The 14594-nt window shown below is 60.6% G+C and carries 16 protein-coding genes; 15 read left to right on the plus strand and 1 reads right to left on the minus strand.

The window, feature by feature from the left end:
- Positions 1 to 5: 5 nt before the first annotated feature.
- From rsmG to glmS, 15 genes are all read left to right on the plus strand, one after another.
- On the plus strand, positions 6 to 644 hold the full coding sequence (gene rsmG, locus H7993_RS12890) for a 16S rRNA (guanine(527)-N(7))-methyltransferase RsmG (protein ID WP_185794795.1): 639 nt from the start codon (positions 6 to 8) through the stop codon (positions 642 to 644).
- 18 nt (positions 645 to 662) lie between these two features.
- The gene (locus H7993_RS12895; protein WP_122480037.1) at positions 663 to 1454 is read left to right on the plus strand and encodes a ParA family protein; all 792 of its coding nucleotides are present in this window, start codon (positions 663 to 665) and stop codon (positions 1452 to 1454) included.
- An 8-nt stretch (positions 1455 to 1462) separates the two neighbouring features.
- The gene (locus H7993_RS12900; protein WP_122716089.1) at positions 1463 to 2335 is read left to right on the plus strand and encodes a ParB/RepB/Spo0J family partition protein; all 873 of its coding nucleotides are present in this window, start codon (positions 1463 to 1465) and stop codon (positions 2333 to 2335) included.
- A gap of 148 nt (positions 2336 to 2483) precedes the next feature.
- Positions 2484 to 2891, plus strand: coding sequence for a F0F1 ATP synthase subunit I (locus tag H7993_RS12905; RefSeq protein ID WP_122796674.1), 408 nt, complete (start codon positions 2484 to 2486; stop codon positions 2889 to 2891).
- Between the two features lie 16 nt (positions 2892 to 2907).
- The gene (gene atpB / locus H7993_RS12910) at positions 2908 to 3777 is read left to right on the plus strand and encodes a F0F1 ATP synthase subunit A (RefSeq protein WP_185794630.1); all 870 of its coding nucleotides are present in this window, start codon (positions 2908 to 2910) and stop codon (positions 3775 to 3777) included.
- Between the two features lie 134 nt (positions 3778 to 3911).
- Complete coding sequence (gene atpE, locus H7993_RS12915; protein ID WP_002555987.1) at positions 3912 to 4169, plus strand: F0F1 ATP synthase subunit C; 258 nt, start codon at positions 3912 to 3914, stop codon at positions 4167 to 4169.
- Between the two features lie 57 nt (positions 4170 to 4226).
- On the plus strand, positions 4227 to 4697 hold the full coding sequence (locus tag H7993_RS12920) for a F0F1 ATP synthase subunit B (protein ID WP_122480033.1): 471 nt from the start codon (positions 4227 to 4229) through the stop codon (positions 4695 to 4697).
- A 12-nt stretch (positions 4698 to 4709) separates the two neighbouring features.
- Complete coding sequence (locus H7993_RS12925; protein WP_043192047.1) at positions 4710 to 5246, plus strand: F0F1 ATP synthase subunit delta; 537 nt, start codon at positions 4710 to 4712, stop codon at positions 5244 to 5246.
- A gap of 21 nt (positions 5247 to 5267) precedes the next feature.
- The gene (gene atpA / locus H7993_RS12930; protein ID WP_122480032.1) at positions 5268 to 6812 is read left to right on the plus strand and encodes a F0F1 ATP synthase subunit alpha; all 1545 of its coding nucleotides are present in this window, start codon (positions 5268 to 5270) and stop codon (positions 6810 to 6812) included.
- Between the two features lie 50 nt (positions 6813 to 6862).
- On the plus strand, positions 6863 to 7723 hold the full coding sequence (gene atpG, locus H7993_RS12935) for a F0F1 ATP synthase subunit gamma (RefSeq protein ID WP_043192052.1): 861 nt from the start codon (positions 6863 to 6865) through the stop codon (positions 7721 to 7723).
- A 27-nt stretch (positions 7724 to 7750) separates the two neighbouring features.
- Entirely contained in the window at positions 7751 to 9127 is a 1377-nt protein-coding gene (atpD, locus tag H7993_RS12940) for a F0F1 ATP synthase subunit beta (RefSeq protein ID WP_122480031.1), read from the plus strand.
- 42 nt (positions 9128 to 9169) lie between these two features.
- Entirely contained in the window at positions 9170 to 9595 is a 426-nt protein-coding gene (locus H7993_RS12945) for a F0F1 ATP synthase subunit epsilon (RefSeq protein WP_043192055.1), read from the plus strand.
- A 112-nt stretch (positions 9596 to 9707) separates the two neighbouring features.
- The gene (gene glmU, locus H7993_RS12950) at positions 9708 to 11075 is read left to right on the plus strand and encodes a bifunctional UDP-N-acetylglucosamine diphosphorylase/glucosamine-1-phosphate N-acetyltransferase GlmU (RefSeq protein WP_185794631.1); all 1368 of its coding nucleotides are present in this window, start codon (positions 9708 to 9710) and stop codon (positions 11073 to 11075) included.
- A gap of 190 nt (positions 11076 to 11265) precedes the next feature.
- Complete coding sequence (locus tag H7993_RS12955; RefSeq protein WP_122480029.1) at positions 11266 to 12033, plus strand: DeoR/GlpR family DNA-binding transcription regulator; 768 nt, start codon at positions 11266 to 11268, stop codon at positions 12031 to 12033.
- An 11-nt stretch (positions 12034 to 12044) separates the two neighbouring features.
- The gene (gene glmS / locus H7993_RS12960) at positions 12045 to 13880 is read left to right on the plus strand and encodes a glutamine--fructose-6-phosphate transaminase (isomerizing) (protein WP_185794632.1); all 1836 of its coding nucleotides are present in this window, start codon (positions 12045 to 12047) and stop codon (positions 13878 to 13880) included.
- Between the two features lie 73 nt (positions 13881 to 13953).
- Here the strand turns inward: glmS and H7993_RS12965 are convergent, their stop codons facing one another.
- Positions 13954 to 14484: a DUF1003 domain-containing protein gene (locus tag H7993_RS12965; protein ID WP_122480027.1), complete on the minus strand. Its 531-nt coding sequence runs from the start codon at positions 14482 to 14484 to the stop codon at positions 13954 to 13956.
- Between the last annotated feature and the right edge of the window lie 110 nt (positions 14485 to 14594).

Here is a 14594-nt window from a genome sequence, read left to right on the forward strand (position 1 = left end):
GTTCCATGGTCACCGAACAGCACCGCGAAGAGTTGTCCACAGGCGCCCGGCAATTGGGCGTCGAACTGTCCGAAGGCCAGCGCGAGCAGCTGTTGGCCTACCTGGCCCTGTTGATCAAATGGAACAAGGCGTACAACCTGACGGCGGTGCGCAATCCCGACGAGATGGTTTCCCGGCACCTGCTCGACAGCCTGAGCATCCTGCCGCACCTGGCAGCCGCCGACAGCTGGCTGGACGTCGGCAGCGGCGGCGGCATGCCAGGTATCCCGCTGGCGATCATGTTTCCTGAAAAACGGATCGCCACGCTCGACAGCAATGGCAAGAAAACCCGCTTCCAGACCCAGGTGAAACTGGAGCTGGGATTGGCCAACCTGCAAGTTATCCACAGCCGCGCCGAAACCTTCGTCCCCGAGCAACCTTTCGCCGGTATCGTTTCCCGCGCGTTCAGCAGCCTGCACGATTTTGCCCACTGGACACGCCACCTGGGCAACGTCGACACACGCTGGTTGGCGATGAAAGGGCTGCATCCAGCTGACGAACTGGTAGCATTGCCAGCGGACTTCCACCTTGATAGCGAACACGCCTTGGCCGTCCCCGGTTGCCAAGGCCAACGCCATCTGCTGATACTGCGCCGCACGGCATGATTGGGAACACGAGCAATAATGGCTAAGGTATTCGCGATAGCGAACCAGAAAGGTGGTGTGGGCAAGACCACCACCTGCATCAACCTCGCAGCATCGCTGGTCGCGACCAAGCGCCGCGTGCTGCTGATCGACCTCGATCCGCAGGGCAACGCCACCATGGGTAGCGGAGTGGACAAGCACGCACTTGAAAACTCCATCTACGACGTGCTGATCGGCGAGTGCGACCTGGCCCAGGCCATGCACTTCTCCGAGCACGGCGGGTATCAGTTGCTGCCGGCCAACCGCGACCTGACGGCGGCCGAGGTGGTCCTGCTGGAAATGCAGATGAAAGAGAGCCGGCTGCGCAGTGCGCTGGCGCCGGTGCGCAACAACTACGACTACATTCTGATCGACTGCCCGCCCTCGCTGTCGATGCTGACCCTCAATGCGCTGGTGGCGTCCGATGGTGTGATCATTCCGATGCAGTGCGAGTATTTCGCCCTGGAAGGGCTGAGCGACCTTGTGGACAACATCAAGCGCATCGCCGAACTGCTGAATCCGGACCTCAAGGTCGAGGGTTTGCTGCGGACCATGTACGACCCTCGCCTGAGCCTGATGAACGATGTGTCGGCGCAGCTCAAGGAGCACTTCGGCGACCAGCTCTACGATACCGTCATCCCGCGCAACATTCGTCTGGCCGAAGCTCCCAGCTATGGGATGCCGGCGCTCACGTACGACAAATCCTCACGCGGCGCCCTGGCCTACCTGGCACTGGCTGGCGAGATGGTTCGTCGGCAGCGTCGCCAATCTCGCACCGCTGCAGTCATTTAAGGAATCCAATGGCCGTCAAGAAACGTGGTCTCGGGCGTGGGCTGGATGCGCTGCTCAGCGGTTCGACCGTCAGTGCGCTCGAAGAGCAGGCCGTCACGGTCGACCAGAACGAGTTGCAGCATTTGCCCCTGGACGTCATCCAGCGCGGTAAATACCAGCCACGTCGGGACATGGACCCGCAGGCGCTCGAAGAGTTGGCGCACTCGATCAAGACCCAGGGCGTGATGCAACCGATCGTGGTACGGCCGGTGGCCAACTCGCGGTTCGAGATCATCGCCGGGGAACGCCGCTGGCGCGCGGCGCAACAGGCCGGCCTGGAGACCATTCCGGCCATGGTTCGCGATGTGCCCGACGAAGCCGCGATCGCCATGGCATTGATCGAAAACATCCAGCGCGAAGACCTCAACCCGGTGGAAGAGGCCATTGCCCTGCAACGCCTGCAGCACGAGTTCCAGTTGACCCAGCAGCAGGTGGCCGATGCGGTGGGCAAGTCGCGGGTCACCGTGGCCAACCTGCTGCGCCTGATTGCCCTGCCTGAAGTGATCAAGACCATGCTGTCCCACGGCGATCTGGAAATGGGGCATGCGCGCGCGCTGCTCGGTCTGCCGGACGAACAGCAGGTCGAAGGGGCGCGACACGTTGTCGCACGCGGTCTGACCGTGCGCCAGACCGAAGCCCTGGTCAGGCAGTGGCTCAGTGGCAAACCCGAGCCCGTGGAGCCGGCCAAGGCCGACCCGGACATCACCCGGCTGGAACAGCGCCTGGCCGAGCGGCTGGGCTCTGCGGTGCAGATTCGCCACGGACAGAAGGGCAAGGGCCAGTTAGTGATCCGCTATAACTCGCTGGACGAGTTGCAGGGTGTGCTCGCACACATTCGCTGAAACAATTCCCTATGTAGCGCGCAGTCGGAAATCACTACCCGGCAGTTGAATAGGGGCGGAAGCGCCCCTATACTCTGCGCGCATTTTGTCGGCACAATTTATGCCAAGTTAAGGCTTATGGCACGTCGACCATTGAGGAGTCGCCACGATGGAAACCCGCACGCCAAACCGCCTGCCGTTCCATCAGTGGGTCGTTTTCCCGATGTTGTTGGCGCAAGGTGTCGTCGCGTTGCTGGCAGCTCTGGTGCTGTGGCAATGGCTCGGGGCGGTCAGCGGTTATTCGGGTCTCTGCGGAGGCCTGATCGCCTGGTTGCCCAATCTGTATTTCGCCTGGAAGGCATTCCGGTTCACCGGAGCCCGGGCCGCACAAGCCATCGTCCGGTCGTTCTACGCCGGCGAGGCTGGCAAGCTGATTTTGACGGCAGTGCTGTTCGCACTGACGTTCGCAGGAGTGAAACCACTGGCGCCGCTGGCTGTATTCGGCGTCTTCGGGTTGACCCAACTGGTCAGCTGGTTCGCACCCCTGCTCATGAAAACAAGACTTTCGAGACCTTAGGGCGTTTGAGGCAACCATGGCAGAAACAACCGCTTCGGGCTATATCCAGCACCACTTGCAGAACTTGACCTTCGGTCAGCTACCAGAAGGCGGCTGGGGCTTTGCCCACACCGCTGCAGAAGCCAAGGAAATGGGGTTTTGGGCGTTCCACGTCGATACCCTTGGCTGGTCGGTTGCCCTGGGCCTGATCTTCATCCTGATCTTCCGCATGGCGGCGAAGAAGGCAACGTCCGGTCAGCCGGGCGCCCTGCAGAACTTCGTCGAGGTGCTGGTCGAGTTCGTCGATGGCAGCGTGCGTGACAGCTTCCACGGCCGCAGTGCGGTAATCGCACCGCTGGCGCTGACGATCTTCGTCTGGGTGTTCCTGATGAACGCCATCGACCTGATTCCGGTCGACTGGATCCCGATGGCTGCGGCCTGGATCTCCGGCGACTCGCACATCCCGTTCCGCGCCGTGCCGACCACCGATCCGAACGCGACCCTGGGCATGGCCCTGTCTGTGTTCGCGCTGATCATCTTCTACAGCATCAAGGTCAAGGGCCTGGGCGGCTTCATCGGCGAGCTGACCCTGCATCCGTTCGGCAGCAAGAACATCTTCGCCAAGATCCTGCTGATCCCGGTGAACTTCCTGCTCGAATTCGTCACCCTGATCGCCAAGCCGATCTCGCTGGCACTGCGACTGTTCGGCAACATGTACGCCGGCGAGCTGGTGTTCATCCTGATCGCCGTGATGTTCGGCAGTGGCCTGTTGTGGCTCAGCGGCCTGGGCGTCGTGCTGCAGTGGGCGTGGGCCGTGTTCCACATCCTGATCATCACGCTGCAGGCATTCATCTTCATGATGCTGACCATCGTCTACCTTTCGATGGCACACGAAGAAAATCATTGAGACCCGCCTGGCGAGTCTGATGCCCCTCGCGCCCTGGCGCGAGGGAGGCCCCTCCGGGCCGAAACACCGGTTTGTAACACCGCTTTAAAACCTAAAAACCAAGCAAAAGACGACGTAAAAAGTCGGGAGGAAAGATGGAAACTGTAGTTGGTCTAACCGCTATCGCTGTTGCTCTGCTGATCGGCCTGGGCGCACTGGGTACCGCTATCGGCTTCGGCCTGCTGGGCGGCAAGTTCCTGGAAGGCGCTGCTCGCCAGCCAGAAATGGTTCCGATGCTGCAAGTGAAAATGTTCATCGTCGCCGGTCTGCTCGACGCCGTGACCATGATCGGTGTTGGTATCGCTCTGTTCTTCACCTTCGCGAACCCCTTCGTTGGTCAACTCGCTGGCTGATCTCTCGAACCTTCGAGTGGATTGGTGTGATGGACAAAGAACGAGCGAGGTGTTGGCGTGAACATTAATGCAACCCTGATTGGCCAGACCGTTGCGTTCTTCATTTTTGTGCTGTTCTGCATGAAGTTCGTGTGGCCTCCGGTCATCGCGGCTTTGCACGAACGTCAGAAGAAGATCGCTGATGGTTTGGACGCTGCCAGCCGAGCAGCTCGCGACCTGGAGTTGGCCCAAGAGAAAGTGGGTCATCAACTGCGCGAAGCGAAAGCTCAGGCAGCCGAAATCATTGAGCAGGCGAAGAAACGCGGCAACCAGATCGTCGAAGAGGCCGTTGAAAAGGCCCGTATCGACGCTGACCGTGTGAAAGTGCAGGCTCAAGCCGAGATCGAGCAGGAACTGAACGGCGTCAAAGACGCGCTGCGTGCCCAACTGGGTATGCTGGCCGTGGGCGGTGCCGAGAAGATTCTGGGCGCCACAATCGATCAAAACGCGCACGCGGAGCTGGTTAACAAACTGGCTGCTGAAATCTAAGCGAGGGCGATCATGGCAGAACTGACCACGTTGGCCCGACCTTACGCTAAGGCGGCCTTCGAGCACGCTCAGGCCCACCAGCAGCTGGCCAATTGGTCAGCCATGCTCGGCCTGGCTGCAGCGGTGGCGCAAGACGCCACCATGCAGAGCCTGCTCAAGGCCCCGCGACTGACGAGCGCAGACAAGGCCGCCACGTTCATTGACGTGTGCGGCGACAAGTTCGATGCCAAGGCACAGAATTTCATCCACGTCGTTGCCGAAAACGACCGTCTCCTGCTGTTGCCGGAGATCGCCGAGCTGTTCGACCTGTACAAGGCCGAGCAGGAAAAATCGGTCGACGTGGAAGTCACCAGTGCCTTCGCATTGAACCAAGAACAGCAAGACAAACTCGCCAAGGTTCTCAGTGCACGACTCGACCGGGAAGTGCGCCTGCAAGTTGCGGAGGATGCCAGCCTGATAGGTGGCGTCGTCATCCGCGCCGGCGACCTGGTTATCGATGGCTCGATTCGCGGCAAACTCGCGAAACTGGCCGAAGCATTGAAATCTTGAGTTTGAAGGGGCAGCAGAGCAATGCAGCAACTCAATCCTTCCGAAATAAGTGAAATCATCAAGGGTCGCATCGACAAGCTCGATGTGACTTCCCAAGCCCGTAACGAAGGCACCGTCGTCAGCGTTTCCGACGGTATCGTACGGATCCACGGTCTGGCCGACGTCATGTACGGCGAAATGATCGAGTTTCCAGGCGGCGTCTTCGGCATGGCACTCAACCTGGAGCAGGACTCCGTAGGCGCCGTGGTACTGGGCGCGTACACCAGTCTGGCCGAAGGCATGAGCGCCAAGTGCACCGGCCGCATCCTGGAAGTTCCGGTTGGCAAGGAACTGCTGGGTCGCGTCGTCGACGCACTGGGCAACCCTGTCGATGGCAAGGGTCCGCTGGGCAACACCGAGACCGACGCGGTCGAGAAGGTTGCACCGGGCGTTATCTGGCGTAAGTCGGTAGACCAGCCTGTGCAGACTGGCTACAAGGCCGTCGACGCCATGATCCCTGTCGGCCGTGGCCAGCGCGAGCTGATCATCGGCGACCGTCAGATCGGCAAGACCGCTCTGGCGATCGACGCGATCATCAACCAGAAGAACTCCGGTATCTTCTGCGTCTACGTCGCCATCGGTCAGAAGCAGTCGACCATCGCCAACGTGGTACGCAAGCTGGAAGAAAACGGCGCCCTGGCCAACACCATCGTGGTGGCTGCCAGTGCCTCGGAATCTCCTGCGCTGCAGTTCCTCGCGCCGTACTCCGGCTGCACCATGGGCGAGTTCTTCCGTGACCGCGGTGAAGACGCACTGATCGTCTACGACGATCTGTCCAAGCAAGCAGTGGCCTACCGCCAGATTTCCCTGCTGCTGCGCCGTCCACCAGGTCGTGAAGCCTACCCAGGCGACGTGTTCTATCTCCACTCCCGCTTGCTGGAGCGTGCTTCGCGCGTTTCCGAAGAGTACGTCGAGAAGTTCACCAACGGCGCAGTGACCGGCAAGACCGGTTCCCTGACCGCGTTGCCGATCATCGAAACCCAGGCTGGCGACGTTTCCGCGTTCGTTCCGACCAACGTGATTTCCATCACCGACGGTCAGATCTTCCTGGAATCGGCCATGTTCAACTCGGGCATCCGCCCTGCAGTGAACGCCGGTGTTTCGGTATCCCGCGTAGGTGGTGCCGCTCAGACCAAGATCATCAAGAAGCTGTCCGGTGGTATCCGTACCGCTCTGGCTCAGTACCGTGAACTGGCGGCATTCGCCCAGTTCGCGTCTGACCTGGACGAAGCCACCCGCAAGCAGCTCGAACACGGCCAGCGCGTGACCGAGCTGATGAAGCAGAAGCAGTACTCGCCAATGTCGATCGCCGACATGGCGCTGTCGCTGTATGCCGCCGAGCGTGGTTTCCTGACTGACGTCGAGATCGCCAAGGTAGGTAGCTTCGAGCAGGCCCTGATTGCTTACTTCAACCGCGATCACGCCGACCTGTTGGCGAAGATCAACGTGAAGGGTGACTTCAATGACGAAATCGACGCGGGCCTCAAGGCCGGTATCGAGAAGTTCAAGGCCACCCAAACCTGGTAAGCCGCAGCAGGGGCCGCAAGGCCCCTGCTTGCTAACCTGATAGGTGTTACATGGCAGGCGCAAAAGAGATTCGCAGTAAGATTGCGAGCATCAAAAGCACGCAAAAAATTACCAGCGCCATGGAAAAAGTGGCGGTCAGCAAAATGCGCAAGGCACAAATGCGCATGGCAGCCAGCCGTCCCTACGCGGAACGTATCCGCCAGGTGATTGGACATCTGGCCAACGCCAACCCGGAATACCGCCACCCGTTCATGATCGAACGCGCCGTCAAGCGCGTCGGCTATATCGTGGTGAGCAGTGACCGTGGTCTGTGCGGCGGCTTGAACACCAACCTGTTCAAGGCCCTGGTCAAGGACATGGCGGCCAATCGCGAACGCGGCGTCGAAATCGACCTGTGCGTGATCGGCAGCAAGGGTGCAGCGTTCTTTCGCAACTTCGGCGGCAACGTCGTGGCAGCGATCAGCCATCTGGGCGAAGAGCCGTCGATCAATGATCTGATCGGCAGCGTCAAGGTGATGCTGGACGCGTACCTGGAAGGCCGTATCGATCGCCTGTCCGTGGTGTCCAACAAGTTCATCAATACCATGACGCAACAACCGACGGTGGAGCAGTTGATCCCGTTGGAGGCAACCCCGGATCAAGAACTCAAGCACCACTGGGATTACCTGTACGAACCCGACGCCAAAGAGCTGCTGGAAGGCCTGATGGTGCGTTACGTGGAGTCGCAGGTGTACCAGGCGGTGGTCGAGAACAACGCTGCTGAACAAGCGGCGCGGATGATCGCGATGAAGAATGCAACCGACAACGCCGGCGACCTGATCAGCGATTTGCAGCTGATCTACAACAAGGCGCGTCAGGCTGCGATCACCCAAGAGATCTCGGAAATCGTCGGCGGCGCTGCCGCGGTTTAACGGTTCAAATATTCAGAGGATCCAGCTATGAGTAGCGGACGTATCGTTCAAATCATCGGCGCCGTTATCGACGTGGAATTTCCACGCGACAGCGTACCGAGCATCTACAACGCGCTGAAGGTACAAGGCGCTGAAACCACCCTCGAAGTCCAGCAGCAGCTGGGCGACGGCGTGGTTCGTACCATTGCCATGGGTTCCACCGAAGGCCTCAAACGCGGCCTGAACGTACTCGACAGCGGCGCAGCCATTTCCGTACCCGTTGGCAAGGCCACTCTGGGCCGGATCATGGACGTACTGGGCAACCCGATCGACGAAGCGGGCCCGATCGACACCGAAGAGCGCTGGGGCATTCACCGTCCGGCACCTTCCTTCGCGGACCAGGCAGGCGGCAACGACCTGCTGGAAACCGGCATCAAGGTCATCGACCTGGTCTGCCCGTTCGCCAAGGGCGGTAAAGTCGGTCTGTTCGGTGGTGCCGGTGTCGGCAAGACCGTGAACATGATGGAGCTGATCCGTAACATCGCCATCGAGCACAGCGGTTATTCCGTGTTCGCCGGTGTGGGCGAGCGTACCCGTGAGGGTAACGACTTCTACCACGAGATGAAGGACTCCAACGTTCTGGACAAGGTAGCCCTTGTCTACGGCCAGATGAACGAGCCGCCGGGCAACCGTCTGCGCGTCGCCCTGACCGGTCTGACCATGGCCGAGAAATTCCGTGACGAAGGTAACGACGTTCTGCTGTTCGTCGACAACATCTATCGTTACACCCTGGCCGGTACCGAAGTGTCCGCACTGCTGGGCCGTATGCCATCGGCAGTAGGCTACCAGCCGACCCTGGCCGAAGAGATGGGCGTTCTGCAGGAACGCATCACTTCGACCAAGGAAGGTTCGATCACCTCGATCCAGGCGGTATACGTACCTGCGGATGACTTGACCGACCCGTCGCCTGCGACCACCTTCGCCCACTTGGACGCCACCGTCGTACTGTCCCGTGACATCGCCTCCCTGGGTATCTACCCAGCGGTCGATCCACTGGACTCGACTTCGCGCCAGCTGGACCCGAACGTGATCGGCCAGGAGCACTACGACACCGCTCGCGGCGTTCAGTATGTGCTGCAGCGCTACAAAGAGCTGAAGGACATCATTGCGATCCTGGGTATGGACGAGCTGTCGGAAACCGACAAGCAGTTGGTATCCCGCGCTCGTAAGATCCAGCGCTTCCTGTCGCAGCCGTTCTTCGTGGCTGAAGTCTTCACCGGTGCCTCGGGTAAATACGTTTCCCTGAAAGACACCATCGCAGGCTTCAAAGGCATCCTCAACGGCGACTACGACCACCTGCCGGAACAAGCGTTCTACATGGTCGGCGGCATCGAAGAAGCGATCGAGAAAGCCAAGAAACTGTAATCCTGGCGCCCGGCGACGGGCGCTAATCAGGTTGAGGCAAGTATGGCTATGACAGTCCATTGCGATATTGTCAGCGCGGAAGGAGAAATCTTTTCCGGTCTGGTCGAGATGGTGATTGCGCACGGTAACCTGGGTGATATCGGTATCGCTCCAGGCCACGCCCCGCTGATCACCGATCTCAAGCCAGGTCCGATCCGCCTGATCAAGCAGGGTGGCGAAGCCGAGGTGTTCTACATCTCTGGTGGTTTCCTCGAGGTTCAGCCGAACATGGTCAAGGTTCTTGCCGACACCGTGCAGCGTGCTGCCGACCTGGATGAAGCTTCCGCTCAGGAAGCCGTCAAGGCTGCTGAGAAGGCCCTGAACGAAAAAGGCGCAGACTTCGACTACGGATCTGCCGCCGCACGCCTGGCCGAGGCTGCAGCCCAGCTGCGCACCGTCCAGCAGATCCGCAAGAAATTCGGCGGCTGATGCGTCGACTCACTTGCGATTGAGTAAAAGGGTAGCCTCGGCTACCCTTTTTCTTTTTCAGCACTTTCTCCCCGGTCAGCCTGCTGGCCATTCTCCGGACTGGTAGCCGTTCATGTCTCTCGATATCGTCATTCTCGCCGCCGGCCAAGGCACGCGCATGCGCTCGGCCTTGCCCAAGGTGTTGCACCCGGTCGCCGGCAATTCAATGCTCGGCCATGTTATCCACAGCGCCCGCCAGCTCAAGCCGCAGAACATCCACGTGGTGATTGGCCACGGTGCGGATGCGGTACGTGAACGCCTGGCCGCTGACGACCTGAATTTCGTGCTGCAGGACAGGCAGTTGGGCACCGGCCATGCGGTCGCCCAGGCTGTGCCAGGCCTGACAGCCGACAATGTATTGATACTTTACGGCGACGTTCCGCTGATCGAAGTGGCGACGTTGCAGCGCCTGTTGCAGAAAGTCAGTGCCGACCAGCTAGGCCTGCTCACCGTCGAGCTTGCCGATCCCACGGGCTACGGCCGCATCGTGCGCGATGCGGATGGCCAGGTGCAGGCCATCGTCGAGCACAAGGACGCCAGCGATGCACAGAAAGCCATTCGAGAAGGCAACACCGGCATTCTCGCAGTGCCTGGCAAGCGTCTGGCCGAGTGGCTGGCGCGCCTGTCCAACAATAACGCTCAGGGTGAGTATTACCTGACCGATGTGATCGCCATGGCTGTCAGCGATGGCTTGGTGGTGGCCACTGAAACCGCCCAGGATCCGATGGAGGTGCAGGGCGCCAATGACCGCCGTCAACTTGCGGAATTGGAGCGTCACTACCAGTTGCGCGAAGGGCGTCGGTTGATGGCCCAGGGCGTGACCTTGCGCGACCCGGCGCGCTTCGATGTGCGCGGTGAAGTCAGCGTGGGTCGGGACGTGTTGATCGATGTCAATGTGGTGCTCGAAGGGCGGGTGGTGATCGAAGACGATGTGGTCATCGGGCCCAACTGCTACATCAAGGACAGTACGCTGGGCAGAGGCGTGGTGGTCAAGGCCAACAGCCACCTCGACGGTGCAGTGCTGCACGAAGGCAGCGATGCTGGCCCCTTTGCGCGCCTGCGACCCGGCACGGTGCTGGAAGCCCGGGCGCATGTGGGTAACTTCGTCGAGCTGAAGAATGCCCGTATGGGCAAGGGCGCCAAGGCCGGTCACTTGAGTTATCTGGGCGATGCGGACATCGGTGCCAACAGCAACATCGGCGCCGGTACCATCACTTGCAACTACGACGGCGCGAACAAATGGAAAACCACCATTGGTGAGGACGTTTTCATCGGTTCCAACAATGCGCTGGTCGCACCTGTGGATATCTTGGCGGGATCGACGACTGCTGCAGGTTCGACCATCACCCAACAGGTGCCTGCAGGGCAATTGGGCGTGGCACGTGCGCGGCAGCGTAACATCGAAGGGTGGAAGCGACCGGTGAAGGTCAAGAAGCCTTAGTTATCCACAGGCGTAACTATTGTATAAGGCCCTTCGCGGGCAGAGCCCGCTCCTACAAAATTTCAGGTAGGACCCTGCGGGAGCGGGCTCTGCCTGCGAAGAGGCCATGAGAAATACGGCTACACCATTGACGAACCTTTCAGTTTAGGTTTCTATTGCCTTCGTTATCTTTCGAATCGAAACTTAGGCCATGTCAAAGCGTAATACGCCCCAACGTCGTCACAGCATCCTTGCCCTGCTCAATGAACAGGGCGAAGTGACTGTGGATAACTTGGCGAGGCATTTCGCAACGTCCGAAGTCACTATCCGCAAGGACCTTGCCGCCCTGGAAAGCCACGGCCTGCTGCTGCGTCGCTATGGCGGCGCGGTGACCATGCCGCAGGAGCTGATCGGCGAACCGAGCCAGCGCGTCTCGGCCATCAAGCAATCCATCGCCCGCGCCGCCGTCATGCGCATCAAGGAGCACGCGCGCATCATCATCGACAGTGGCAGCACCACCGCTGCGATGATTCCCGAGCTGGGCAAACAGCCGGGCCTGGTGGTCATGACCAACTCGCTGCACGTCGCCAATGCCCTGAGTGCATTGGAGCATGAGCCCGTCTTGCTGATGACCGGCGGCACTTGGGATCCGCACTCCGAATCGTTCCAGGGCCAGGTGGCCGAGCAGGTGCTGCGCTCCTATGACTTCGACCAGTTGTTCATCGGTGCCGACGGCATCGATCTGGAGCGCGGCACCACGACCTTCAACGAGTTGCTGGGCCTGAGCCGAGTGATGGCCGAAGTCGCTCGCGAAGTGATCGTCATGGTCGAGTCCGACAAGGTCGGACGCAGGATCCCCAATCTGGAGCTGCCCTGGGGCCGCATCAGCACCCTCATTACCGATGATCGCCTGCCCCTCGAAGCACGCGATCAGATTCAGGCGCGCGGGATAGATCTCGTGCTCGCCGCTACCAGCTAGGAGAAGCGAACATGTGTGGAATCGTCGGCGCCATCGCGGAGCGCAACATCACTGCCATTCTGGTCGAGGGCCTCAAGCGCCTGGAATATCGCGGTTACGACAGCGCCGGCGTAGCCGTGTTGAGCGAGGATGGCAGCGTGCAGCGCCGCCGTCGCGTCGGCAAGGTTGCCGAACTGCAGGCCGCGCTGGCTGATGAGCCTCTGCTCGGCAAGCTGGGCATCGCCCATACCCGATGGGCCACTCATGGTGCGCCGACCGAACAGAACGCCCACCCGCACTTTTCCACTGCTGAAGTGGCAGTGGTGCACAACGGCATCATCGAAAACCATGAAGTCCTGCGCACCCAGCTCAAGGAGCTGGGCTACGTATTCACGTCGCAGACCGATACCGAAGTCATCGCGCATCTGTTGCATCACACCCTCAAGGCATTGCCCGACCTGGCCGACGCTCTCAAGGCGACGGTCAAGCAACTGCACGGCGCCTACGGCCTGGCGGCCATCAGCGTGCACCAACCCGACCGTCTGGTGGCCGCCCGCAGCGGCAGCCCACTGGTCATCGGCCTGGGCATGGGCGAGAACTTCCTCGCCTCAGACCAGTTGGCGCTGCGTCAGGTGACCGACCGTTTCATGTACCTGGAGGAAGGTGACATTGCCGAGATCCGCCGTGAAAGCGTGCAGATCTGGGATGCCGCCGGCATGCCTGTGCAACGTGAAAGCGTGCAGTATCACGAAGGCGCCGAGGCGGCCGACAAGGGCGAGTATCGCCACTTCATGATGAAAGAGATCCACGAGCAGCCCACCGTGGTACAGCGCACCCTGGAAGGTCGCCTGGGCCAGAACCAGGTGCTGGTGCAGGCCTTCGGTCCGCAGGCCGCCGAGCTGTTCGCCAAGGTGCGCAATGTGCAGATCGTGGCGTGCGGCACCAGCTATCACGCCGGTATGGTTGCGCGCTATTGGCTCGAGGGCCTGGCCGGCATCCCCTGCCAGGTCGAAGTGGCCAGCGAGTTCCGCTATCGCAAGGTCGTGGTGCAGCCCGACACGCTGTTCGTTTCCATTTCACAGTCCGGTGAAACGGCCGACACCCTGGCCGCGCTGCGCAACGGCAAGCAATTGGGCTTCCTCGGAAGCCTGGCGATCTGCAACGTCGGCATCAGCTCTTTGGTGCGCGAGTCCGACCTGACCTTGCTGACCCAGGCAGGTCCGGAAATCGGTGTCGCTTCGACCAAGGCCTTCACCACTCAACTGGTTGCGTTGATGCTGCTGACGCTGTCGCTTGGCCAAGTGCACGCAACGCTGGAGGAGGGCGTGGAAGCCGAGCTGGTGGCCGAACTGCGCCGTCTGCCGACACGCCTGGGCGAAGCGCTGGCCATGGACACCACCATCGAGCGCATCGCCGAGCTGTTCGCCGAGAAGCACCACACGCTGTTCCTGGGCCGCGGCGCGCAATTCCCGGTGGCGATGGAAGGCGCGCTGAAGCTCAAGGAAATCTCCTACATTCATGCCGAAGCCTATCCGGCCGGTGAGCTGAAGCACGGGCCGCTGGCGCTGGTGGACAAGGACATGCCCGTGGTAACCGTGGCGCCGAACAACGAGCTGCTGGAAAAGCTCAAGTCCAACCTGCAGGAAGTCCGTGCCCGCGGCGGTGAGCTGGTGGTCTTCGCCGATGAGCAGGCGCAACTTAGCAATGGTCCCGGCACCCATGTGGTGGCCATGCCGCACATCATCGATGCACTGGCGCCGATCCTCTACACCATTCCTTTGCAGCTGCTTTCGTACTATGTGGCGGTGCTCAAGGGTACGGACGTGGATCAGCCGCGTAATTTGGCGAAGTCGGTGACGGTGGAGTGAGGGGGGTGTGAGGCGGTAAGCGCCTTCATCGTAGAAATCAGCCGATCCTACCTCCGGACGCCCAAGCGCACATTCACACGCTGCCCTTGGGCTCCACACTCGCCAGGATCCGATCCAGCCGCTCCAGGATCTCCTTGTCGATCTTTTCATGCAGCCGCATGATTTCCAGCTCCGCGCGCAGGTTCACCTCGAAGTCCAGGCTCGCGGCCAGGCGGTCTTTGGCCGACTGGCGGTTCTGACTCATCATGATCACCGGCGCCTGGATGGCCGCGACGGTAGAGAGCATCAGGTTGAGAAAGATGTACGGGTAAGGGTCGAAGGCCAGGCCGAAGTGATCGAGCACATCGGTATTGAGCAGCATCCAGCCGAACAGGATGATGGTAAAGGCGATGATGAACGCCCATGAGCCGCCGATCGCCGCAACCCGATCAGACAGTCTTTCGCCGAACGTTGCGACTTCGTCGGAGGCGTCACTGGCATCGCGACTGACGGGCAGACGCTTTTTCATCTGCTCCAGAACATGTATTTCTTCAGGTTCGAGCTGATGGGGGTGTTTGCCAAGGAAGCGTTGAGCCAGAGGTTCAAGTGGGTGCTTGGTGGCCATGGGGCAGGGTCTTCAGATGGGGAGAAAGACGGACACTATCCCATGGAATTCGGCAGCGCTGAATGCTCGGATGTGCCTGTGGCACCGCGCGTTCGGTGAAATTTCACCAG

It is taken from the genome of Pseudomonas baltica, assembly GCF_014235765.1.
Lineage (GTDB): Bacteria > Pseudomonadota > Gammaproteobacteria > Pseudomonadales > Pseudomonadaceae > Aquipseudomonas > Aquipseudomonas baltica.